The sequence below is a fragment of the Gaetbulibacter sp. S0825 genome (genome assembly GCF_011777505.1).
Lineage (GTDB): Bacteria > Bacteroidota > Bacteroidia > Flavobacteriales > Flavobacteriaceae > Pontimicrobium.
This window is the reverse complement of record NZ_JAATJT010000001.1, coordinates 586450-610956: the sequence shown is the minus strand read 5'-3', so window position 1 is coordinate 610956 and position 24507 is coordinate 586450. Positions and strand designations below refer to the sequence as shown.

Genomic DNA, 24507 nt, shown 5'->3' with positions numbered 1-24507 from the left:
AAAATTGAAATGCCTACTAAATCCCAAAACAGAAATTTAACAAAAGCAAAAAATAATAAAAAAGATGAGTTTTATACTCAGCTTTCTGACATTGAAAGAGAGCTAAAAAACTATAGGGGGCATTTTAAAGATAAAACTATTTACTGCAATTGTGACGACCCCAGAATTAGTAATTTCTTTCATTACTTTTCGTACAATTTTGAAAAATTAGGATTAAAAAAACTAATTACCACATGCTACAAAAATCAAAACGCAGATTTATTTAGTCAAAATGATTCTGAGCAAGCTATTTATTTAGAATATAATGGAGATAAAAACGGGAATAATATTCCGGATTTAGAGGAAATAGGAATCGGTCATCTAAAAGGAGATGGTGATTTTAGAAGCGATGAAAGTATAGAGCTTTTAAAACAGTCTGATATTGTTGTTACAAACCCACCTTTTTCTTTGTTTAGAGAATATATTGCTCAGCTAATTGAACATGACAAAAAGTTTATAATTGTTGGTCACCAAAACGCAACAAAATACAAAGAGATTTTTAAACTTGTTCTTGAGAATAAAATTTGGTTAGGATATGGTTTTAAAGGAGGAGCATCACATTTTATAAACAAACATTATGAGGATTATGCAACAGCAAGTGACCGTAAAGAAGGGATGATAAGAGTTTCTGGAGTGATTTGGCTGACGAATTTAGATATTACCAAGCGACAAGAAGATTTGATTTTGTTTAAAAAATACACACCAGAAGATTACCCTAAATATGACAATTATGATGCGATTGAAGTTAGTAAAACGAAAGATATACCGATAGATTATGATGGTGTGATGGGGGTACCTATAACATTTTTGAGTAAATATAATCCTGAGCAATTTGAAATTGTTGGAATGACTTCTGGTAGAGATGAGTTTGAGGCAAGGCCGATTAAAAAATATATTAATCCTAAACAAATAAACCCAGATGGGTCAATTAAAAATGGGAGTAAAGCAAACACAAGTTCAACAATCTTGTACAAAACAAAACCAGAGGGAGTTTGTTATACTGCAGATAATGTTAATGGTTTTTTAAAAGTTCTTTACACAAGATTTTTGATAAAAAACAAGAAAGCATAATAATGAAAATAGAATTAAAAGAAGTCACAGTTAGAGAATTAACAAATGGCTTTGTTGACAATGAAGAAAATGGAGTGATAGGTTTTAGTGGTAAGCTAGATATTCGCCCACCATATCAAAGAGAATTTATTTACAGCGGAAAACAACGAGATGCAGTTATAAACACTCTCACAAAAAATTTCCCACTAAATGTTATGTACTGGGCTTTAAGAGAGGATGGGAATTTTGAAGTAATTGATGGCCAACAAAGAACTATTTCAATTTGTCAGTATGTAAATGGAGATTTTGCATATATGTTTAAATACTTTCATAATTTACAAGAAGATGAAAAAGAGCAAATACTAAATTATAAATTAATGATTTATATATGCAGTGGCTCTGATAGTGAAAAGCTTGAATGGTTTAAGACAATTAATATAGCTGGTGAAAGGTTATACGAACAAGAGCTAAGAAATGCTGTATACTCTGGTTCTTGGGTTACTGATGCAAAGCGTTACTTTAGTAAAAATAGTTGTGTAGCATATCAAATAGGTAGTGATTATTTGAAAGGCACTCCAATTAGACAAGATTACTTAGAGACAGCAATTAAATGGATATCAAATGGCAACATTGAAGTCTACATGGCCAATCATCAACACGACCAAAATGCAAGCGCTTTATGGAGATATTTTCAAGATGTAATTTCTTGGGTTGAAGCAACATTTACTATTAAAAGAAAAAAATTCATGAAAGGTGTTGATTGGGGGGTGCTTTACAATGAGTTTAAAGACGAGGTTTTTAATACTGATTCAATTGAAAAAGAAACCGCTAGATTAATTGCTGATGATGATGTAGAAAAAAAGAAAGGAATTTACCCATACATTCTAACCCGTGATGAACGACACTTAGGAATTAGAGCTTTCACAGACTCTATGAAACAAAAAGTGTATGAAAAGCAGAGAGGAATTTGTGTCATGTGTGAAGAAAATTTTGAGATAGAATTTATGGAAGGTGACCACATTACACCTTGGCATGAAAATGGAAAAACAGTGGAGGAAAACTGTCAAATGCTTTGTAAGGATTGTAATAGAAGGAAATCAGGAAAATAAATTGTAAGTATTTAATTAAAGACTTAATTCAATCTTATGAAGCCACCTCAAAAGACAATACTAAGGAGTAAATAACAACTATTATTATTAAAATAATTAATACTCACTCCTCTTTACTTGGTTTATTTACCATAACTTAAAGTTAATATAATTTTTCATGAATAACAGCTCGATTTTTCTCATCAAGCCTTTTATAAAGAGGTATGGTTTGCCTGTTTAAATCAATCATTTTAACATTAATTACAGGGCTTTTCCGGTCTTTGTCTATAAACTCTTTTGAAACAGCGTTGAGTCGTTTAAATTGGTCTGTAAATTCAGTTGTAGTGTAAAAATCTGTATATAACTCTGAAACCTGTCTTGAGCAATTCCATACTTGGCATTTAAACTTTGCATTATTTTTAGTAACATATTTTGTTATATAAGACGAAATTCTTTTAATATTATTTGCATTTAATTGCTTTACATCAAAAGCTGAAGATGGTTTAAAATTTCCCTCTCTTGGTATTACTCCATTTTTTTGTTGAAGTGTTAACCAATAATTCCACCATTTTTCAATTTGCCAATATTTGTTGGTTATCATATGGAAATGTGGATTTCCCTTAAATTCATTATTCTTTGTTTGTCGTTCTACAACCCATAAGTATTGAAAATTGTCACTTCTTTTTTTTACGTTGTCAATAAACTTTCTTAAAATATCTATTGCTTTTTCATCTGTTACACTATTTAAAAAGGTAAGAGTAACAAAACTTAGCTTTTTTTGAGTTCTCGCAAAACAGGTCAGCTTTTTTCTAATTTTTTGTTTCGAACGTTTGGACAAGGAACGTTCTTTTCGCTCCTCGTCCTTGCTTTCCTTTTTTTTTGCTTTTGTGTATTTTGACTTTTCTTGTTTTTTCCTCTGTAAAGCTGAACCAGTAAATTCACTTTTTGGAGTTATTCCGTATTTGCTTGTTGAAAAAGCAACACTTATTCCGTAAGTATTTTTAACTACCATAATCTGAATCGTTGTACATTAATTAAAACCATTAAAAGGTTATTTATTAAAGGTTATTATATAAAGGTTTTTAGTTTTTAAAGGTTAAAAAAAAGAAAAACTACTCGATGAACGGAGGGATGAAAGCCCCCTTGCGAAATTGTTTCATAAATGCACTAGTTCGACGGTTGTAAACATTCATATAGAGCCAACTAGGATGCTTTTTATTTAGAAACATTGAAAAGCCATTTAATTTATGAACATACTCCCATTTTTTAGGTTTGGTTTCATTTTCTAGGAATACGATAACAGAGTAATCATTTTTCTTTTTTAGCATGATAAACCCCCTTTCTTAATTGAGGTGTTTACCTCGGTTAAAGCATCATTAATATCCTCTAATTTGTAGAGAACTCTATTACCAATTCTGTTTGCTTTTATGATTCCACTTTTAGTCCATTCATGAAGAGTAGGAAGTGAAATACAAAGCATTTCAGCAGTGCTTTCTCTTGAAAACAAAGAAATGATTGTACGATTTGGCGTGATTTGTTCCTTTACAGCGTTTGTCACTGTCTCTTTTAGAACATTTTTAATGGCAGTTTCTAAGTCCTCTAATTTGAAATTGTTGATTTGGATGTTTCCCATATTTAATATTATTTAATTATTAATATGGTACAAATGAAAACTAGATTAAATTAATGACTTCCCATTATTGCGCATTATTGCGCATTTTTGCGCATTTTTGACACTTTTGATAAAGTATGTTCATTATCATTTAAAGAAAGGATGAGTTAGTAATTTATCTGCATTTTCTTTTTGAGAAACCCTTATATATTGTAAAAATGACCTCTCTGTTTTATGTCCTGTTATTTTCATTATTGAAATGGTAGGAACTTCAGCTAAGTATAAATTGGTTGCAAAGCTACGTCTAGCGGTATGAGTTGAAACAAGTTTAAACTTCGGCAACACACTTTTCTCAATTTTCCCACCTTTTGTAATAGTCGTTTCTACTAACTCTTTTATTCCCGCTAAGCATACAACCTCTTTTAGATATTCATTCATTTTTTGATTTGTATAGGCTTTAGGTAGTTTGTTTTTATACTTTTTAAGTACGAGTCTTACGGTTTTATGTAGTGGAATAGAAACCCTTTGCCCTGTTTTTTTTGTTCTTACTTCTATTACAGTGTTGTCAGAAACTATGTTTTCGGGGTTAATTTGAGTAAAGTCAGAAAACCTTAGTCCCGTATAACAACCTATCAAAAATAAGTCCCTTACCCTTTCTAATCTGGGACTAGCTTTTAAGTCTAGTTTTTCAATTTTCCCTAATTCTTCAATATTTAAATAAACAGTATCTGCTTCTTCCCTAATAGTTTTAAACCGCTTATTCTTAAACTCTAAATTATTATTTAAGCCCCTTTCAGTCGCTTCATTCATAAAAGATTTAAGTGTTTTTATATGTTTTCCTAATGTATTGTTAGATAGATTGTGTTCAATCTTTAGAAAACCTAAATAGTGATTGTAAAACTCAAGAGTTATTGTTTCAAAATCTAATGGTTTATACTTTTGAGCATATTCTTTGAGATACTTAAATGTAGTTTTATATACTTTAATTGTGCCTATCGATTTATTAAGTTTACTTTCTTCAATGTAGTTTTCTATAAATTCAAAAAGTGTTAGTTTGTTAGGTTTTAATAAATTATCTGATAATTCAATTTGTAAAGCATCTTTCAGATAAGAATTATTAGGTTGTATTCCGTCATTGAGTAATTTTCTAAAAGCATTGTTTATACCATTTTCAATTTTATCTAATCTTGAATTGAATTCTGGGTACTCTGGAAATTGTTTTGAAGTTTTTGCTCTTTGTGAAGATTTATTCCAAAATTTAGGATGTATTTTTTCTCCTGTAGAATACTTAAAACGTTTATATTTATAGTTGTAAAATAGATATATTAAAGTTTCTACTTTTGCGTTAGGTTCTTTTAAAATAAATTTTGCCTTAGCCATATGGCAAATATATAATAAAATGTATTTGTAGGGGACGAATGAGGGGACGAATAATTTTAATTTCGTTTAATTACACCTTATCTCGCTTAATTGTAAAAGTTACTGTTTACAGCGTTTAAAAGACTAAAATTCAATAAAATAGAATAAAATATAATAAAACTTACTGTGGACCAAGTGGGACCACTTTAAATCTGTTGATCTTCAGCAGGTTTTTTATTTCTAATGGTTTCTACAATTCTAGAGAACCAGACAACTGTTACTTTTCTAAGGTTTTTTGCACATGTATTAAATGGAATCACTAAGACCTGTAACATTATCTATAGCTCAGTTGGTTAGAGTATCTGATTCATAATCAGAGCGACCTTAGTTTGAGTCTTAGGGAGGAGTAAGTTAAAAAACTCTGCTAGAAATAGTAGGATTTTGTTTTTCAATTAGTTAGCTAAAAATTAATACGTATATTATATACTTATTAACTAAACAACTCTATATTATGAAAAACATGTCAGCATTATTTTTTTCAATTGTTTTAATGGTCTCCTGTGAGGTAGATTCTTTTGATCCAGTTGAATCAAACGACCAATCCCAGACGGAATCTATGAAAACGAAATCAAAAGTGAAAACGAAATCAAACCTTGACCTTTCCATATTGCCAGGAGATTCGTTTACCTATGGACTTGTTCTGGGTATTAATAATCAAGGAAAGATTGTTGGGGATGGTGTTTGGGTTGATGGCTCATACACTTACTTGAATAATTATTTGGGCGGAACAAATGAATACTCAGAAGGGAATCATATAAATAACCAAGGTAATATTGTAGGATTTGTAACTGATTTTTCCACCTATTTTCAAGCAGCATACTGGGAACAATATGACAATGAACCTAAAATTTTACCGACTGGTAATTTTCATATTGGTTACGCTTATTGGGTTAATGATGAGGGCCAAATTGTTGGATTTGTAGAAGACTTTTTTACTGGGTTAAGACGGGCATCATTATGGGATAATGATCAGTTAACGGTACTACCGATTGGAAATTATTCAAGATCAGTGGCTCGAGCTATTAACAATAGAGGTCATATTGTTGGAACTGTTAATAGTGGAAGTAGCCGTCGACCTGTGACTTGGATTAATGGGGAAATGCAGGAGTTGCCAATAAGCACATATTCTAGAGGACAAGCTAATGGCATCAATAACAATGGTGGTATTGTTGGTGCGGTTGAAAATCAGCCAGCTTATTGGAAGCACGGTGAGCTTACTGTGCTACCTACTGGCGAATATACAGGAGGATATACCTATTCAATTAGCAATAACGGTACAATCGTTGGATACGTCTTTTCCGATGGTATTTCTACACCAGCAATGTGGAAAAAAGGCAAACTTATTACTTTGTCAAAGGGAGACTATTTGGAAGGCTATGCATATTGTATCAATGATTCTGGAGAGGTCGGCGGTGTATTGTACAACCAGAATGGTCAGAATCAGCCTGTTGTTTGGGAAAAGTAAACAATTAACTTCAATAACAAGGAATACTATTAAAGAGTTACAGAAATGTAGCTCTTTTTTATACCCAAAACTCAAGATTTAGAAATTCTGTATCTTTAGAAATACTAACTAAACATCAATGATTAAATTCTTCAACACAACTGTATTTTCAGTACTTTTTTTAATAATAAGTTCGCCTATTTATACACAGGAAAATAATACTAAAACTGATACGCTTCCAACTATATTAATTAACGTTTCCAAAATAGTGGCATCTAAAAAACAGATGCCACTGGCTATATCTACTGTGGATATTGCAACTAGAAGCGATATTTCCCAACAACTTTCATTAAATGATTACATAAACACCATTCCTGGGTTATTCGCGCTAAATGCAAATAATTTTTCACAAGATTTGAGAGTGTCTATTCGAGGATTTGGCGCTAGATCTGCATTTGGAATTAGAGGCATTAAAATAATAGTTGACGGCATCCCAGAGACCACACCAGACGGTCAGGGCCAAATAGATAACCTTAATATTGGAACAATAGATAAAATGGAAATTATTAGAGGTCCCGCTTCTTCATTATACGGCAATGCTTCTGGAGGTGTAATTAACATACTTACAAAAGATCAATTTGAAACTAATTTTGTAAAAGCTGGACTTACATATGGAAGTTATGGGTTTAAACAATATCAAGTAAATGCAGGATTCCTATTTGGAAAAACAAATGTCCTTATGCAAGAGACAAATACCAAATCTGATGGTTATAGGATTACGAGTGGATTTAAAAGTAATAATCTAAATTTAAAAATACGACATGTATTTTCTAATAACTCTAAATTAAACGCTCAAATTAACTATAGCAATAGCCCTTTTGCTGGAGATTCTGGTGGACTCACCTTAGAGGAGGTAGAAGAAGATCGGAAACAGGCAAGAGGAAGAAATTTGGACTTTGAAACCGAAGAATCTATTAATCAATTTAAAATAGGAACGAATTTTAAACATAAATGGTCGAAAAGCATCTTTAATGCTTATGGATTTTTTTCGTCTCGTGATTTTTTTGGAAAGCTGCCTTTTGAGAATGGAGGAATCGTTGATTTGGAAAGGAAATATTATGGTTTTGGGAGTAGCTATAACCATAAGAGTGACATAAATAAATTCCAAAACACGTTTCAAGTAGGATTTGATTTGGCAAATCAAAATGATACGAGAAAACGATTTGATAATTTGCAAGGAGAAACAGGAGCTAAGGTGCTAGATCAACTTGAGTCATACGCAACTTTTGGTGTCTATGCTTTAAATCATGTTAAATTAGAAAAGGTGTTATTAAATTTTGGGATGCGATTCGATCACAACTTAATTGAAGCAAATGATAATTTTCTGGCTAACGGAGATCAATCAGGAACGATATATTTAAATTCATTTAATCCCAGCATTGGCCTGAGCTATCAACTACATCGAAATCAGAACCTCTATGGAAATTTCTCTACAAGTTTTGAAACACCAGTTATGAGCGAGCTTTCTGCTAATGTGATAGATGAGGGCGGTTTTAATAAATCTTTAAATCCGCAAAAAGCTAGAAACTTTGAGATTGGATATAAAGTGGAGAGTAAAAATTTAAGTGGAGAACTAGCTTTGTTTTATATAATAACTAAAGATGATATTATTTCGTATGAATTAGAAATGTTTCCAGGACGTACATTTTATAAGAATGCAGGGAAAACCATTAGGAAAGGATTGGAAATGAATGGAGTAATTAGCATAGACTCTAGTTTTAATATCACTGTGAATTACACATATTCAGATTTTAACTTTGATACCTATTCTACATCTAATGATGATTTTAATGGTAACGAACTTCCTGGGATTCCAAAACATATGGGAGCAATTACATTTTTATACCATAACAAAAATGGACTTAAAGCGCGATTTGTTAATCAGTTTGTGGGTGCGTTATTTGTGAATGATGCTAATTCTGTTAAGGATCAAGATTATTTGAAAACCGATCTAAATATAGGTTATGAAAAAAAATTCAAAAATTTACATTTAATCCCATTTGTTGGAATTAATAATCTATTTAACACTAAATACAACGACAATATTAGAATAAATGCCTTTGGTGGACGATATTACGAGCCAGCTCCTGGAATAAATATTTTTGGAGGCATAAGATTAATGCATATACTCTAACAAACCCTTTTTAGCATAATAAAATTAAGCCCTACAGAAATGTAGGTTTTTTCTTTTAGTAAATAGCACCATAAATGATTTTGTAAAACATTAGCCACTAAGCAGAAATAAGAGTGGATTTTTGTTAAAACAATTAATAATACCGAAAAAAATTGCAGAAAATACATACAAACTTTATTTTCGCATAATAAAGGGATAATGAAAGAGTTATAAGTTTAATTAATTCTTTCAAAAAATTAATTAATTAGTCAGTGTCAATTGCAGTTTAAAAACGTATTTCATCGACGTTTTTAAACACTTCATAGGTGTTTTTTGTGGTAAATATTTTGATAACTGGCTTTTTTTCATACTTTTACATCAAAATGACTCAAAAAACAATATGAAATTAGCCCAAATCTTATTTGTTTTTACTAATGTAGTGTATGCCTATCAAGGGCCTATACCGCCGCCGCCATCTGGACCACCACCACCAGGACTACCTATTGATGGTGCTGTTGTTTTTGTTTTTGCGTTAGCTCTTTTATATGGAGTAATTAAACACCTTGGTTTTATTAAATCAAAACCTAAGAATTAAAGTTTTATTTCTTGAAGCTTACTTACGTATTTCCCTATTACATCAAATTCTAAATTAACAATGGACCCAATTTTAAGGCTGTTAAAATTTGTGTGCTTGTATGTGTAAGGTATTATTGCAACACTAAAGGTGTCTTTTTTAGAGCCTACAACCGTTAGGCTAACACCGTTAATTGTTATAGAGCCTTTTTCGATGGTAATATTTCCTAATGAAGCATCATATTTAAAAGCATACTGCCAACTTCCATCATGTTCTTCTACATTTATGCATGTTGCAATTTGATCTACGTGACCTTGAACAATATGTCCATCAAGCCTATCTCCAAGCTTCATAGCTCTTTCAAGATTTACCAAATCTTTAATCTTTAATGCTCCAATATTTGACTTATCTAGAGTTTCTTTAATGGCAGTTACTGTATATTCTTTATCTTTTATATTCACAACAGTTAAGCAAACACCATTATGTGCAACACTTTGATCAATTTTCAGCTCATTTGTAATATTACTTTCAACAGTTATATTAATATTCTCTCCCTTTTTCACTAAGTCTTTAACTATTCCAAGATCTTCTATAATACCAGTAAACATATAACGATTTTATTTAGTTAAATTTGTAGCATCAAAATTACAAACAAAGTCATCATTATTAATGAGAAGAGATGAAAAAATTTTAGTAGGGATATCTATTGGTGATCTTAATGGCATTGGTGGTGAAATAATTCTTAAAACTTTTGAGGATGAAAGAATTCTTGATTTTTGCACCCCCATTATTTATGCATCTAACAAAACAATAGCTTTCTTAAAAGCTCATTTTAATAGCAACATAAACTTTAATGGTATTCATAAGCCAGAACAAGCTATGCATGGAAAAATAAATGTGTTAAATGTATGGAAGGAAAATATCGCTATTAATTTTGGCAGTGAAGACTTGAAAATAGGTGAGTATGCTATTAAATCTTTTAAGGCAGCAACAAACGATTTAAAAGATAAAAAAATAGATGTTTTGGTCACAGCACCTATAAATAAACAAAATATCCAATCGGAATCTTTCAGTTTCCCTGGACATACAGATTATTTATCTCAAGAACTTGAAGGTGAAGGACTAATGTTTATGATTACTGAAAACTTAAAAGTAGGCCTTTTAACAGACCATGTTCCAGTTAGTGAGGTATCATCAAAAATAACCAAAGAACTAATTACATCTAAAATAGAAACCATTAATAAAACATTAAAAATAGATTTTGGAATTAGAAAACCCAAGATAGCTATTTTAGGTATAAATCCACACACAGGAGATGGTGGTGTAATTGGAACGGAAGACGACGATATTTTAAAGCCAACTTTAATAGACATACGTAAAAGTGGAAAACTCGTTTTTGGACCCTATTCAGCCGATAGTTTTTTTGGATCTAACAACTATAAAAACTTTGATGCAATAATTGCTGCATATCACGACCAAGGACTCATCCCATTTAAAACACTCTCTTTTGGGCAAGGCGTAAATTTTACTGCTGGACTTAATGGTGTTAGAACCTCTCCAGACCACGGAACTGCTTATGAAATTGCAGGAAAAGGGCAAGCAGATAACAGTTCTTTTAAAGAAGCATTATTTGCTGGAATTCAAATTTTTAAAAACCGCCAAGAGTTTGAAAGAATTAACAGCAATCCATTAAAAAAACAAAGACAAAAGATATAAACAAAAAAATGTTTATAACCGCATATAGGTAAATATAATTTTATATATTTGCACGCTCGAAATAAATGTGGAGATGAAGAAACTGAAAGAGTTTATAATTCAATTTATAGGATTAAAACAAGGAGAACACAATTTCGAGTATAAAATTGACAATAAGTTCTTTAACCATTTTGAGTACGACGAATTTAATGATGCAAATCTCAATGTAAAGGTTGTTTTAAATAAAAAAACTACACTTTTGGAATTGCATTTTATGGTGTCTGGAACAGTTAATATAAACTGTGATTTAACAAACGAACCCTTCGACCAAGTCATTGAAGATGATTTTAACTTGGTTGTCAAGTTTGGAGATGAGTATAATGATGAAAACGAGGAAATTTTAATTATACCTCATTCAGAATATGAAGTTAATATTGCGCAGTATATTTATGAATTAATTGTGTTATCAGTACCATTTAAAAGAGTTCACCCAGGCGTAAAAGATGGGTCTTTAAATTCAGAAATACTTAAAAAACTTGAAGAATTAAGCCCTAAAAGCTTAGAAGAAAAAACAGAAAATGAGGACATTGACCCTCGTTGGAATACATTAAAAAAACTATTAACGGATAAATAATATAGAAAATGGCACATCCTAAAAGAAAAATCTCGAAAACAAGAAGAGATAAAAGAAGAACACATTACAAAGCAACTGTACCACAAATTGCTACGTGTCCTACTACAGGAGAAGCGCACTTATACCACAGAGCTCATTGGCACGAAGGAAAACTTTACTATAGAGGTCAAGTATTGGTAGATAATTCTCAAGAAGAAAATATAGCATAAGCATTATGCCAACATAATAATTAAGCGCTCACTTGTGAGCGTTTTTTTTATGATAAATTTTTTTTGAAGCCAAAAACACCTATTTTGCACCATATTTGTTCAAAAAGTGGTATTTTTCATCACTTTTTTGACGTTTTACGTCAATTTTGTGATTTTTTTGTTCAAAACTAAACTATAACTATGAGTAAGATCACAGCAGCAATTACAGCTGTTGGCGCATACGTGCCAGAATATGTATTAACCAACCAAATATTGGAAACAATGGTTGATACAAATGACGAATGGATTACAACTAGAACAGGAATTAAGGAACGTAGAATCCTTAAAGACGAAGGTAAGGGGACTTCCTTTTTAGCCATTAAAGCCGCACAAGACTTAATAAACAAAAAAGGAATAGATCCAAAAGACATAGAACTGGTTATTGTTGCAACTGCAACTCCAGATATGAAAGCCGCATCAACAGCTGCCTATACTGCTACACAAATTGGCGCAACAAATGCATTTTCTTTTGATTTAGAAGCGGCGTGTTCAAGCTTTTTGTTTGGAATGTCAACAGCTGCAAAATATATTGAATCAGGGAGGTATAAAAATGTACTTTTAATAGGAGCAGATAAGAATTCATCATTTATAAATTACGAAGATAGAGCTACTTGTATTATTTTCGGAGATGGAGCAGGAGCTGTATTATTTGAACCAAACGATGAAAACTTAGGGCTTCAAGACGAATACTTAAGAAGTGATGGCTCTGGAAGAGAATTTTTACAAGCTACTTATGGTGGCTCGTCTTACCCTATGACCCAGGAAGCTTTTAGTGAGGGAAAACATTACGTGTTTCAAGATGGGAAGACGGTATTTAAAAACGCCGTATTTAATATGGCCGATGTTGCAGTAAAAATATTAGAACGGAACAACTTAACAAAAGACGATATTGCTTGGTTAGCAGCTCATCAAGCTAACAAACGTATTATTGATGCTACAGCCAATAGGATAGAGCTAGACAATAATAAAGTAATGATGAATATCGAAAAGTATGGTAATACTACATCGGCAACGCTTCCGTTATTATTACATGATTATGAATCGCAACTCAAAAAAGGAGATAATATAATTTTTGCTGCTTTTGGAGGCGGCTTTACTTGGGGTTCAATTTACTTAAAATGGGCCTATAATTCTTAACAAACTAACTAAATTAAAATAGCAAATTATGGATTTAAAAGAGATTCAAAACTTAATCAAATTTGTCGCCAAATCAGGTGCAAGTGAGGTTAAATTGGAGATGGATGACATTAAAATCACCATTAAAACAGGATCAGATTCTGAAACCACAATAGTACAACAAGTTCCAGTTCAAACACAAATGCCACAGGCAGCAGCACCAGCTGCAACTCCAGCTCCTGCGCAAGATGCTGTACCTGCGGCCACAACCGAGGACAACTCAAAATATATTACAATAAAATCACCAATCATAGGAACTTTCTATAGAAAACCATCACCAGATAAACCGTTATTTGTTGAGGTAGGGCAAACTATTGCTGAAGGCGATGTGCTTTGTATTATTGAGGCAATGAAATTATTCAATGAGATAGAATCTGAAGTTTCAGGAAAAATAGTAAAAATACTAGTTGACGATTCTTCTCCAGTAGAATTTGACCAACCATTATTTTTGGTTGACCCATCTTAAATTTTAGATTATTAGATCCCTTGATTGTTAGATGCATGTTATACTAATAATCGAATAATCCAATAATCCAATTGTCTAATTATCTAATTCGAAAAAGATGTTTAAAAAAATATTAATAGCCAATCGAGGGGAAATAGCACTACGTGTTATTAGAACCTGTAAAGAAATGGGAATTAAAACAGTTGCGGTTTACTCTACAGCTGATGCCGAAAGTCTTCATGTGAAATTTGCAGACGAAGCTGTTTGTATAGGGCCAGCTCCAAGTAGTGAGTCTTATTTAAAAATGTCTAACATTATTGCTGCTGCAGAAATAACAAACGCAGATGCAATTCATCCTGGATACGGGTTCTTATCTGAAAATGCCAAATTCTCTAAAATTTGTGGCGAGCATGATATTAAATTCATTGGCGCATCTCCTGAAATGATTGATAGAATGGGAGACAAAGCTAATGCAAAGGCTACCATGAAAGCAGCAGGAGTACCTTGCGTACCAGGGAGTGAAGGTGTTATTGAAGATTTTGAAGAGTGTGAAAAACTTGCCGAAGAAACAGGCTACCCAGTTATGCTTAAAGCATCTGCTGGAGGTGGTGGAAAAGGAATGCGTGCCGTTTGGAAACCAGAAAAATTAAAAGAAGCTTGGGAGTCTGCCAGACAAGAATCTAAAGCAGCCTTTGGGAATGACGATATGTATATGGAGAAGCTTATTGAAGAACCTAGACATATAGAAATTCAAATTGTTGGAGATTCTCGTGGAGTTGCTTGTCATTTATCAGAAAGAGATTGCTCAGTTCAACGACGTCACCAAAAACTAACTGAAGAAGTTCCTTCCCCATTTATGACAAATGCTTTGCGCAAAAAAATGGGAGAAGCAGCAGTAAAAGCTGCCGAGTACATTAAATATGAAGGTGCAGGAACTGTTGAATTCTTGGTTGATAAACATCGAAATTTCTACTTCATGGAAATGAATACGCGTATTCAAGTGGAACACCCAATTACGGAGCAAGTTATTGATTTCGACTTAATTCGTGAACAAATATTGGTCGCTGCAGGCGTACCTATTTCTGGAAAGCACTATACGCCAAATTTACACTCTATTGAATGTAGAATTAATGCTGAAGATCCTTTTAACGACTTTAGACCTTCACCAGGAAAAATCACAACGCTACACGCTCCTGGAGGTCATGGTGTACGTTTAGACACGCACGTTTACGCAGGATATTCTATTCCTCCAAATTACGATTCGATGATAGCCAAACTAATTACAACGGCTCAAACGCGAGAAGAAGCAATTAATAAAATGAAGCGTGCTTTAGATGAATTTATTATTGAAGGCATTAAAACTACCATTCCATTCCATAGACAATTAATGGATCATCCAGATTATTTAGCAGGAAATTATACTACTAAATTCATGGAAGATTTCGAAATGGATGAAAAGTATAAAGATTAAGTAAAAAAACTTCGAAAATTATTTTCGGAGTTTTTTTATGCTGTACTTTTTTAATTGTACATTTAACTCATGACAAAAAAAAGAATATTAAAGACCAATGAAATGCCTTGGGTATTAATTCCCGGGCTTTAACTTCCTTTTCGTTTACTTCAACTCTTAATTTCTTTTTTAACTTTTTTAAAATTTTCTCATGAAAAACATTATTGTATTGGGTGCTGGTATGGTTGGCAGCGCAATGGCTATTGACTTAGCAAAAAGACATAAGGTTACTTTAACCGATGTTAATTTACACACTTTGGAAAAAGTAAAACAAAAACACAAAAACATTAGCTTCTTATTATTAGATGTAACAAATAAAGAAGCATTAAAATCCATGATTAAAGATTTTGATTTGGTGATTTGTGCAGTTCCCGGTTTTTTAGGTTATGAAACTCTTAAAGCAATTATTAAAGCAGAAAAAAACGTAATTGACATTTCTTTTTTTCCAGAAAACTCTTTAGAATTAGATACTTTAGCTAAAGAGAAAAATGTAACTGCTATTGTAGATTGTGGAGTTGCCCCAGGAATGGATAACGTTATTCTTGGATATTACAATGAAAAAATGAAACTCACCGATTTTGAGTGTTTGGTTGGTGGTTTACCAAAAATTAAAAAATGGCCTTTTTGCTATAAAGCACCATTCTCTCCAGTCGATGTTATAGAAGAGTATACAAGACCAGCTCGTTATGTAGAAAATAGCCAAGTAATAACTCGAGAAGCATTAACCGATTGTGAGTATTTGGAGTTTGACAATATTGGAACACTAGAATCTTTTAATTCAGATGGGTTGCGGTCGATAATTTATACCATGCCTCACATTCCTAATATGAAAGAAAAAACCCTGCGATACCCAGGTCATGTAGAATATATTAAAGTACTTAAAGAAAGCGGTTTTTTTAGTGAAGAAACTATTGAAGTAAATGGCAATAAAGTAACACCACTGGATTTTACGAGTAAAGTATTATTTAACGAATGGAAGCTTGGGGAAACCGAAGAAGAGCTTACTGTTATGCGCGTAACGGTTAAAGGCGAAAACGATAATGGAAAAACAGAAGAAGTTATATATAACCTTTACGATGAGTATTGCCCAAAAACAGAAACATCTTCAATGTCTAGATCTACAGGATATACAGCAACTGCAGCAGCAAACCTATTCTTGGAAGGACTGTTTATAGAAAAAGGTGTTTTTCCACCAGAACTCGTTGGAAAACATGAAGTCTGTTTTAATTATTTTTTAAGCTATTTGAAAGAACGAGGTGTTGTCTATAAAAAAACGTCAAGACTGTTAGAATGAATTTAAAACAAAAGTTGTATCAATCATGTGAAACATTAATTGAAGAGAGGTTTCAAGCAATACAAAAAACAATTGAAGAGCTACAAAAAGCGCTTCTTTCTGAAACCAAAAGTAGCGCAGGTGATAAGCATGAAACAGGAAGGGCTATGCTACAACTTGAACGAGAAAAAACAGGCCAGCAATTAGCCGAAATCAATAAAACAAAAATAGTTTTATCGAAAGTGAATCTTGGAAAACAATCAAATGTTGTTACACTTGGGTCTTTAGTATATACTAGCCAGTCAAACTATTTTATAGCAATAAGTGCAGGAAACTTAGTTATTGATAATGAATCATTTTATGCGATTTCAGCAAATACACCTATTGGTAAATTGCTTATTGGTAAAACAAAAGGAGATAATATTGACTTTAACGGAAATAGTATTGAAATTAAAAAAATAGAATAACTATCTATTATTAATTTTTAAGCAAATTTCTTGGTTTATTTCTAGTGTATGAGGTGTTTCAAAAAAAATAGTTGTGTCATTTAAAATGGCTTCAACTAAATAATGATTGCCATTATAATAACTTTGTTTTACCGTAGCCTTGATTTTAGAATAATCAACAACTACTAGTTGATGTGCATACAAAATTCCGTAAGGCTCTATTGTATTGAATTCACAAAAAAATGAGGCAACTAAGGGCGATGGAGGATTATTGTATAACTCAAAAGGAGCTCCTTTAGCAATAAGCTCTCCTTTATGAAGTACAATCATTTTATCGGAGAATGGTAACACATCATTCTTATCATGAGTGGCAACAATACATGTAATATTATTTTCTTTCAAGTGCTTGAATAGATTGCGTCTTAGAGATTGTTTTTTAAAATTATCAATATGACTAAAAGGCTCATCTAAAAGAATAATTTCAGGCTTTAAAGCAATGGCTCTTGCTAAAGCAACACGTTGTTTTTGCCCACCACTTAGATATTGTACTTTAACTTTAGCAAATTCCTTTAGCTCAACTACGTCAATAAGTGTATTGATTCGCTTTTGTTTTTCTTCTGGATAAAAATTTGACAAGAATTTTCCAATATTCTCTTCTACTGTTATATAGGGCATTAAATCGAATTCTTGAGCAACATACTTCATAAAAGGGTAGCCAAACACTAAGTTATGGCTTGGACCAAGAATTGCTTGATCTTGCCATGAAATGGAACCTTTATTTAAATCATATTCACCATAAATCAATTTTAACAATGAGCTTTTTCCAGAACCACTTTCGCCAATAATAGAGATATTTTCTCCAGTATGTGCAGAAAAACTAACGTTTTTTAAAACCTTTTCTTTATGATACCCAAATGAGATGTTTTGAACACTTAACATAAAAATGTTTGAAAACAAAAATAGTATAAAAAAAGCCATCTACTATAGATGGCTTTGATATAAAAGTTCAATTAAAAGTATTATTCTTTAATAAATTTTTGAGTATGAGATAGTCCATCTTGCATCACTCTTAGGAAATAAGTTCCAGTACTTAAAGAAGACACATTCACCGTATTGTTTCTGCCAAATTTACTGTTTAAAACACGCTTACCTGAAATATCAAAAACAGTGTAAATAGCGTCACTTAAGTTATATTTTGTTTTTACATATAGTGTGCTTTTTGCTGGATTAGGAAACAATGTTAAATCTTGAGCAAAAGTTTTTGATTCGGTTCCTAAAGTGGTTCCTTCTGCAACAGTAATTGTTTGATTTACACTAAGATTATTTACTACATCAACTATACCTGAAGGCCAGTAAACTTTAACCGATGTAACACTTGTATCAACACCAAGACCAAAATGTGTAGTTAAACTATTCATGTATCTAAACCCTTCACCACTTCTAACATCACGTATTTGAATTCCAGAGCTAGTAGTAATTTCTATTCTAGCTCCAATTCCAGCCTTGTTAAGGCCATTCCCATTTAATTTAATTTTAATGTACTTATTAGTACTTCCATTGTTATAATATATTTTAGAACCACTTACTACATCCAAAAACCCATCATTATCTAAATCGCCAATTGCACCTTGAGGTGGCACACCTGAAGTATAGGCAGTAAAAGACATATTTATTGGATTCCCATCATTAACCAGAATGTTTCCGTTAGAGAGAATGTCTATAAAGCCATCGTTATTAAAATCTGCTGGAACATTATCGATACCTGTATAGGTAAAGAAACCTAAATTGGTAGTTGGAGTAATATCGGTGAAAGTACCATTCCCATCATTACGCATCATTTTATGTGAAGTACCATTGTAACCACCAATAAAAACATCCATGTCACCATCATTATCATAATCACCCCACGCTCCAGACCATGTTTGGATTGGATCGGCTAAATTTGCAGCACCAGCAACTTCAGTATATGAGCCATTACCATTGTTTCTAAACAACTGGTTTGTTCGTCTAGCTTCACCACCACCACATTTTGCCATAAACATATCGATGTCACCATCATTATCGTAATCTACCCAAACAGATCCATAATTACCTCCAGATGGGTAAATACCTAGACCTTCTGGGACACCATTTGGATCAGCTCCTTGATAGTATTCTAATCCACTGGTTTCATTCATATAATATATATTTGGTGCGATATCATGACATATAAAAACATCCAAACGGCCGTCTTCATTAATATCAACAAAATTTGTACGTTGTGTAAAGATGCCGCTTTGAGTTTCGGCAATAGCATAATCAGTTCCACTATTAATAGCCTTAACAATATTTACACCTGAACCATTCCCCCAAACAAGATCAGTATAGCCATCCCCATTGTAGTCACCAGCTGCTAAACTCCAAGAGGCGCTATAAGGAGCTGATACAGGATAATCGTGGCCAATAAAACTTCCACCACCAGTTTGTTCTTGGATATTTATATCATAAACATTACTGTCGTTTACATTTTTAGCAACGATAGAGACTATGTCGTCTAAACCGTCATTGTTCATATCTACAGCACCTCTTACGGTACCACCACCATTCCTTGGGTCTTCAGTAAAACTTATAGGTTGTTGTACTGTTTCGGTTAATATAAAATCGAAAGCAGAAGAATCCCATCTGTTATCCCAGGCAATATAATATGTTTTATTTGCTTCAACATTAAATTGAACCACAGATAAACGACTGTAAACATCTTCGCCATCATCATCACTATTTGCCAAACAATTTAAAGACGCACAGCTTCCATCATAAACCTGTAGCTTAGTATCTTTACCGTTATTTCCACTAATATCCGAAGAAATTACAACCTGGTAATCATTAACAGGTGTGTATGCAAACCACTCTCCATTGTCTGCAGTACTACCGGAAGAACAACCAGCAACTGGCGCGGTTCCATTAAATGAAGTTATAGAATATGTTCCGCCACTTGTTATATGTGTTGCACTATCAGCTGCCGAACAAGTATCAGAGCTACTTTGTGCCTTAATAGCGAAAGGCGCTAAGCAAATGATTAAAAAAAGTAATTTTGTTTTCATAATGATTGGGATATTATAATATTTTATTCAATTTTGTTTTCTAATGAGTTAATCCATTGCTCTATAAGTTTAACACCTTCTTTATGCTGAAGGTTTCGCCCCATAATTGGCATTTTATATTCATCTAAGGTTGATTTAAGCCTAAACAGTAAAGCTGATTCTTCTGATTTCCCTGGAGCCACAATGTGTGACAAGCCTTCTTCAAGCTCAAAATTATGTTCAACACCAACTCCTATGTTTTTAAAATCATCTGTGTCTTTAAAAGAAAATCTCATTGGCGCATATTCGCAATAACCTTTGTCTGAATGACAGTGTGCACAATTAATATCTAAATAAGACCTAACTCTTAAATCTAATGGCTGTGAAATATCTGACCAATCGACTACTGAAACAATTTCAGAAGGAATGTTTGAGGTGTTTAAATACCCAAATTCAGCCCATTTCTTTAATTGATTCTTAATGCCATCCTTAAAAGAAAAATCTTCATTTATGTTTTGTGGTTTTGGACCTATTGGCAATATTTCATCATATTTATTATGGCAAGTAAAACACTCGTTATATGAAGGTATTTTATAATTGACAGCTTTTGTTTCATTATTGTCTTCAATCTTAACGTTGACAAAACTGCCTTCGGTTGTGTAAACCGCTTCAGATTGATCATCATTCCATTTATAATTAACCAATACCCATTCGCCTTCTTTTTTTATTATAAGGCGTGTTTCAATCATTTTTCTATTTTTCTTAGGCAAGACATTTTCAAAGTAATGATTGGTTATTAAAACCGCACCATCTGGAAAATCTAACACACTATGGTCATTAACATAATTTGCTTTAGAGCCTTTTGGCATCCATACAAATGTTTGCGCTTTAGCATAGTCGATAAATAATCCGCTTGTAATTTTGTATGGTAAAACCCCATAAACAGGTTTTAAATCAGACATTTCACCTTCAAAAAAATTGTATTCTGAAAGTGTAGGATAAGGTATGCTCTCTAGGTTGAGAGAAACCGGAGATGTTGGCGTAGGTTTAACTTGTACATAGTTGTCGTCTTCGGAACACGATGTACAAGAAAATACAAATAGCAAAAGCCCTAATAAACAGGAGTAATTTTTTGTCATTTATAGAAAATTTGGAAAGCTAATTTACTTAAAATGAGAGCCTGCTAGTAATTAATTAGTTATAATGCCAAAATTTCCATATGATATGTTTAAAGGCAGATTTTTTCTATAAACGACAGGGATTCAACTAAAATAGTTTGTTTGTGTTTAAGTATTCGGCGATTTGAACAGCATTAGTTGCTGCACCTTTACGTAAATTATCTGAAACAATCCACATGTTTAATGTGTTTGGCTGTGTTTCGTCTCTTCTAATTCTGCCCACAAAAACATCATCTTTTCCATGTGCTAAAATTGGCATTGGATAGGTATTTGTACTTGGGTTATCTTGTACAATGATGCCTTCAGTATTAGATAGTATTTCACGTATATCTTGTAAGTTGAAATCGTTTTCAAATTGTACATTTACCGACTCAGAATGTCCTCCAGCTGTTGGAATTCTTACAGCGGTGGCAGTCACAGAGAAAGTTCTGTCATCTAATATTTTTTGGGGTTCTCTGGCCAATTTCATTTCCTCTTTTGTGTAGCCATTTTCAAGAAAAACATCGCAATGAGGCAAAGCATTTCTTCCAATTGGATAAGGATAAGCCATGTCGCCTTCTATACCATTAATTTCATTTTCAAGCTGCTGTACTGCTTTTGCACCTGTTCCAGAAACGGATTGATAGGTAGACACAACTACACGTTTCATTTTATACTTTTTGTGTAATGGGGCTAAGGCTAGAACCAATTGAATGGTGGAACAGTTTGGATTTGCAATAATTTTATCCTGCTTTGTAAGTGCTTGAGCATTAATTTCTGGAACCACTAATTTTTTATCTAAATCCATTCTAAAAGCAGAAGAATTGTCAATCACTGTGGTGCCAACTTCAGCAAATTTTGGAGCCCACTCTAAAGAAGTATCTCCACCAGCAGAAAATAGAGCTATATTCGGTTTCATAGAAACCGCGGCATTAAGCCCAACTATTTTATAGGAATTCCCTTTAAACTCAATAGTTTTGCCCACACTTCTTTCTGAAGCAACAGGGATTAATTCAGAAACAGGAAAATTACGTTCTTCTAGAACTTTTAATATAACATTGCCAACCATTCCAGTTGCGCCAACAACAGCTACTTTCATATAATTGATAGATTAAAAAGCAAAAGTATGCATTAATTCATTTTTGAAGTAAAAATAAACCAACAAAAAAGGGTTGATTTTTTGATATCAACCCTTTTTAACAAGTTTGTATTAAATGTTATTTCTTTAACAAGTCACGAATCTCAGCCAATAAGTCATTGTCTGATGGTCCAGCAGGAGCTTCAGGAGCAGGCTCTTCTTTTTTCTTCATACTATTAATGCCTTTAATTAACATGAACATTACAAATGCCACAATAATAAAGTCTAGTAAGTTAGTAATAAAATCACCATACAGTACAGCCACTTCACCTACAATTTCACCTGCATCATTCGCTGTTCCTTCCTTCACTACATATTTTAAAGCTTTAAAATCTGTATCGAAAATTAAACCAATTAAAGGCGAAACAATTCCACCTGTAAATGACTTTACAACATTGTTGAAAGCAGCACCCATCACAAAGGCAACAGCAATGTCAACTAAATTGCCTTTCATGGCAAACTCTTTAAATTCTTTAAGCATAATAGTTTAATGTTTTAGTTAATTCTTGACTAAAATACGAAAAAAATTAAATGTTAAAATAATCTTAAAATCATTTTATAATTTTTCGCTTAATGCGTCTTGAAATAGAGGTGATTAACTCATAAGAGATAGTATTAGCAGATTCTGCTAAATTTTCTGCCGTATGTTGGTTGTCAAAGATAATTACTTCGTCTCCTTCATTGCAGTCGATATGTGTAATATCAACCATAATCATGTCCATACAAACATTCCCAATAATATTGGCTTTTTCTTTATTGATAAACACAAATCCTTTACCATTTCCAAAGTGCCTACCAACACCATCAGCATGACCAATTGGGATGGTTGCAGTTTTTTTAAAAGCAGTGCTTTTAAAAGCTCTATTGTAGCCAACGGATTCTCCTTTTTCTATGAGGTGTATTTGAGAAATAACAGATTTTAAAGTAGCTATTGGCTTAAGGTTTTTATTCTCGCTTGCTGAATTACCAAAACCACATAGTCCAATGCCACATCTTACCATATCTAGATGTGCTTTGGGATAATTTAAAACACCTGACGTATTACAAAGATGGAGAATGGGTTTGTAGTTTAAAGAATCAATTAATTTTTTTGAAGTATTTTTGAAACTAGATATTTGCGATTTTGTAAATTCTTTTTCACTTAAATCTTCACTAGCAGCAAGATGAGAAAAAACAGACACTATTTTTATTGAGCTATTATTTTTTAACTGAGAAACTATATAGTCAACATCATTTTCCCAAAACCCAAGTCTATTTAAGCCTGTATTGAATTTAATATGTACAGGGTAGCTTGATTGATTTTCTTTTTCTGCGCAAGAAATAAAACTTTTTAAAACACGAGCACTGTACAAACTTGGCTCCAAGCAGTGGTCAATAATTGCTTTAAAATTTATAGGCTGTGGATGCAAAACCAAAATAGGCTTTGTTATACCTGCATTACGAAGTGCAACACCTTCTGAGGTGTAAGCTACGGCAAAATAATCGACGTTTAATTGTTGTAGATGAAGTGCGACTTGTTCCGCATCACTACCATAAGCAAACGCTTTTACGACTGCTAAAAACTTAGTGTTTTTTTTAAGTTTTGATTTGAGGTATTCAAAATTATGCGTAAGCGCATTGAGGTCTATTTCAAGAACTGTTTCCTCAGCTTTAGCCATTACCTGTTTTTAGTTTAGTAGAAACTTCTTCGGCATCATTAACTTTTATGTTTCGCACCTTGTCTCGTAACATAGCTTTGTAAAATGCTGCTCTACTTAAAGGCTCATACTCATCAACCTCGCCTAACAAAACTAAATCATCACTTTTGGCTTTTCTATAGCTGTATTGCGCTAAGTTTCCTGTTCTAGTACAAACCGCATGAACCTTAGTGACATACTCTGCTGTTGCCATTAAATTTGGCATTGGCCCAAAAGGATTTCCTTTAAAATCCATATCTAAACCAGCAACTATTACACGAATACCTTTGTTGGCCAAATCATTACAGACTCTTACAATTTCATCATCAAAAAACTGAGCTTCATCAATCCCAACCACATCACAACCATCTGCTAAAATAGGGATGTTAGCAGCTGCTGGAACAGGAGTAGAACGAATTTCATTAGCATCATGTGACACCACTTTGTCTTCATCATAACGTACGTCAACAGTAGGTTTAAAAATTTCTACTTTTTGCCTTGCAAATTGCGCACGTTTAAGTCTGCGAATCAATTCTTCTGTTTTTCCAGAGAACATTGAGCCACAAATAACTTCAATCCAACCAAATTGTTCTTTATGATTTACTGTATTTTCAAGAAACATTTTGTAATTTTAACACTAAAATAATGCAA

25 protein-coding genes are annotated in these 24507 nt (G+C 32.7%); 13 read left to right on the top strand and 12 right to left on the bottom strand.

Annotated elements, in window-relative coordinates; translation table 11 throughout:
- The first annotated feature begins 9 nt into the window (after positions 1–9).
- Complete coding sequence (locus tag HB672_RS02880) at positions 10–1110, top strand: adenine-specific methyltransferase EcoRI family protein (protein ID WP_167607408.1); 1101 nt, start codon at positions 10–12, stop codon at positions 1108–1110.
- Positions 1111–1112: 2 nt separating this feature from the next.
- Positions 1113–2198 (top strand): DUF262 domain-containing protein, encoded by a 1086-nt coding sequence (locus tag HB672_RS02875; protein ID WP_167607405.1) that lies wholly within the window; start codon positions 1113–1115, stop codon positions 2196–2198.
- 142 nt (positions 2199–2340) lie between these two features.
- Here the strand turns inward: HB672_RS02875 and HB672_RS02870 are convergent, their stop codons facing one another.
- From HB672_RS02870 to HB672_RS14750, 4 genes are all read right to left on the bottom strand, one after another.
- Entirely contained in the window at positions 2341–3189 is an 849-nt protein-coding gene (locus HB672_RS02870; protein ID WP_167607402.1) for a hypothetical protein, read from the bottom strand.
- A gap of 309 nt (positions 3190–3498) precedes the next feature.
- Entirely contained in the window at positions 3499–3810 is a 312-nt protein-coding gene (locus HB672_RS02865; protein ID WP_167607399.1) for a helix-turn-helix domain-containing protein, read from the bottom strand.
- 126 nt (positions 3811–3936) lie between these two features.
- Positions 3937–5169, bottom strand: coding sequence for a site-specific integrase (locus HB672_RS02860; RefSeq protein WP_167607395.1), 1233 nt, complete (start codon positions 5167–5169; stop codon positions 3937–3939).
- Between the two features lie 185 nt (positions 5170–5354).
- Positions 5355–5483, bottom strand: coding sequence for a hypothetical protein (locus tag HB672_RS14750; RefSeq protein ID WP_280115280.1), 129 nt, complete (start codon positions 5481–5483; stop codon positions 5355–5357).
- A 281-nt stretch (positions 5484–5764) separates the two neighbouring features.
- Here HB672_RS14750 and HB672_RS02855 point away from each other — a divergent pair, with 281 nt between their 5' ends.
- The 3 genes from HB672_RS02855 to HB672_RS02845 all read left to right on the top strand — a co-directional run bounded on the left by HB672_RS02855 (position 5765) and on the right by HB672_RS02845 (position 9420).
- Complete coding sequence (locus tag HB672_RS02855; RefSeq protein WP_167607392.1) at positions 5765–6673, top strand: hypothetical protein; 909 nt, start codon at positions 5765–5767, stop codon at positions 6671–6673.
- Positions 6674–6791: 118 nt separating this feature from the next.
- Positions 6792–8846, top strand: a complete 2055-nt coding sequence (locus HB672_RS02850) for a TonB-dependent receptor (RefSeq protein WP_167607389.1) — start codon at positions 6792–6794, stop codon at positions 8844–8846.
- Positions 8847–9225: 379 nt separating this feature from the next.
- Positions 9226–9420: a hypothetical protein gene (locus HB672_RS02845; protein WP_167607385.1), complete on the top strand. Its 195-nt coding sequence runs from the start codon at positions 9226–9228 to the stop codon at positions 9418–9420.
- On the opposite strand, the gene HB672_RS02840 is transcribed toward HB672_RS02845, so the two are convergent.
- The gene (locus tag HB672_RS02840; protein WP_167607382.1) at positions 9417–10007 is read right to left on the bottom strand and encodes a riboflavin synthase; all 591 of its coding nucleotides are present in this window, start codon (positions 10005–10007) and stop codon (positions 9417–9419) included. The two genes, HB672_RS02845 and HB672_RS02840, sit on opposite strands and share 4 nt — an antisense overlap.
- Positions 10008–10068: 61 nt before the next feature.
- On the opposite strand from HB672_RS02840, the gene pdxA reads away from it, so the two are divergent.
- The 8 genes from pdxA to HB672_RS02800 all read left to right on the top strand — a co-directional run bounded on the left by pdxA (position 10069) and on the right by HB672_RS02800 (position 16847).
- Entirely contained in the window at positions 10069–11115 is a 1047-nt protein-coding gene (pdxA, locus tag HB672_RS02835; RefSeq protein WP_167607371.1) for a 4-hydroxythreonine-4-phosphate dehydrogenase PdxA, read from the top strand.
- Between the two features lie 73 nt (positions 11116–11188).
- Complete coding sequence (locus HB672_RS02830) at positions 11189–11728, top strand: DUF177 domain-containing protein (RefSeq protein ID WP_167607368.1); 540 nt, start codon at positions 11189–11191, stop codon at positions 11726–11728.
- Between the two features lie 8 nt (positions 11729–11736).
- A complete protein-coding gene (rpmF, locus tag HB672_RS02825) occupies positions 11737–11937 on the top strand; it encodes a 50S ribosomal protein L32 (protein ID WP_167607365.1) in 201 nt (66 codons plus the stop codon).
- A 180-nt stretch (positions 11938–12117) separates the two neighbouring features.
- Positions 12118–13113, top strand: a complete 996-nt coding sequence (locus HB672_RS02820; RefSeq protein WP_167607362.1) for a beta-ketoacyl-ACP synthase III — start codon at positions 12118–12120, stop codon at positions 13111–13113.
- A gap of 28 nt (positions 13114–13141) precedes the next feature.
- Positions 13142–13618, top strand: coding sequence for an acetyl-CoA carboxylase biotin carboxyl carrier protein (gene accB / locus HB672_RS02815; protein ID WP_167607357.1), 477 nt, complete (start codon positions 13142–13144; stop codon positions 13616–13618).
- 97 nt (positions 13619–13715) lie between these two features.
- Positions 13716–15068: an acetyl-CoA carboxylase biotin carboxylase subunit gene (accC, locus tag HB672_RS02810; RefSeq protein WP_167607353.1), complete on the top strand. Its 1353-nt coding sequence runs from the start codon at positions 13716–13718 to the stop codon at positions 15066–15068.
- A 190-nt stretch (positions 15069–15258) separates the two neighbouring features.
- A complete protein-coding gene (locus tag HB672_RS02805; RefSeq protein ID WP_167607347.1) occupies positions 15259–16401 on the top strand; it encodes a saccharopine dehydrogenase C-terminal domain-containing protein in 1143 nt (380 codons plus the stop codon).
- Entirely contained in the window at positions 16398–16847 is a 450-nt protein-coding gene (locus HB672_RS02800) for a 3-oxoacyl-ACP synthase (protein ID WP_167607344.1), read from the top strand. The genes HB672_RS02805 and HB672_RS02800 overlap by 4 nt, the downstream gene beginning before the upstream one ends.
- Here HB672_RS02800 and HB672_RS02795 read toward each other — a convergent pair whose 3' ends face one another.
- From HB672_RS02795 to HB672_RS02765, 7 genes are all read right to left on the bottom strand, one after another.
- Positions 16848–17765 (bottom strand): ABC transporter ATP-binding protein, encoded by a 918-nt coding sequence (locus HB672_RS02795; RefSeq protein ID WP_167607341.1) that lies wholly within the window; start codon positions 17763–17765, stop codon positions 16848–16850. It abuts the gene before it with no gap.
- Between the two features lie 80 nt (positions 17766–17845).
- Positions 17846–19906, bottom strand: a complete 2061-nt coding sequence (locus HB672_RS02790; RefSeq protein ID WP_167607338.1) for an FG-GAP-like repeat-containing protein — start codon at positions 19904–19906, stop codon at positions 17846–17848.
- A 23-nt stretch (positions 19907–19929) separates the two neighbouring features.
- Positions 19930–21024: a hypothetical protein gene (locus HB672_RS02785; protein WP_167607332.1), complete on the bottom strand. Its 1095-nt coding sequence runs from the start codon at positions 21022–21024 to the stop codon at positions 19930–19932.
- A 127-nt stretch (positions 21025–21151) separates the two neighbouring features.
- Positions 21152–22141 carry an aspartate-semialdehyde dehydrogenase gene (locus tag HB672_RS02780; protein ID WP_167607329.1) on the bottom strand — a complete coding sequence of 330 codons (990 nt, stop codon included), beginning with the start codon at positions 22139–22141 and terminating at the stop codon, positions 21152–21154.
- 118 nt (positions 22142–22259) lie between these two features.
- Positions 22260–22661 (bottom strand): large conductance mechanosensitive channel protein MscL, encoded by a 402-nt coding sequence (mscL, locus tag HB672_RS02775; protein WP_167607324.1) that lies wholly within the window; start codon positions 22659–22661, stop codon positions 22260–22262.
- Between the two features lie 70 nt (positions 22662–22731).
- Positions 22732–23838: an alanine racemase gene (alr, locus tag HB672_RS02770; RefSeq protein WP_167607321.1), complete on the bottom strand. Its 1107-nt coding sequence runs from the start codon at positions 23836–23838 to the stop codon at positions 22732–22734.
- Positions 23831–24478, bottom strand: a complete 648-nt coding sequence (locus HB672_RS02765) for a thymidine kinase (RefSeq protein WP_167607318.1) — start codon at positions 24476–24478, stop codon at positions 23831–23833. Before HB672_RS02765 ends, alr begins: the two co-directional genes overlap by 8 nt.
- Positions 24479–24507 lie beyond the last annotated feature (29 nt).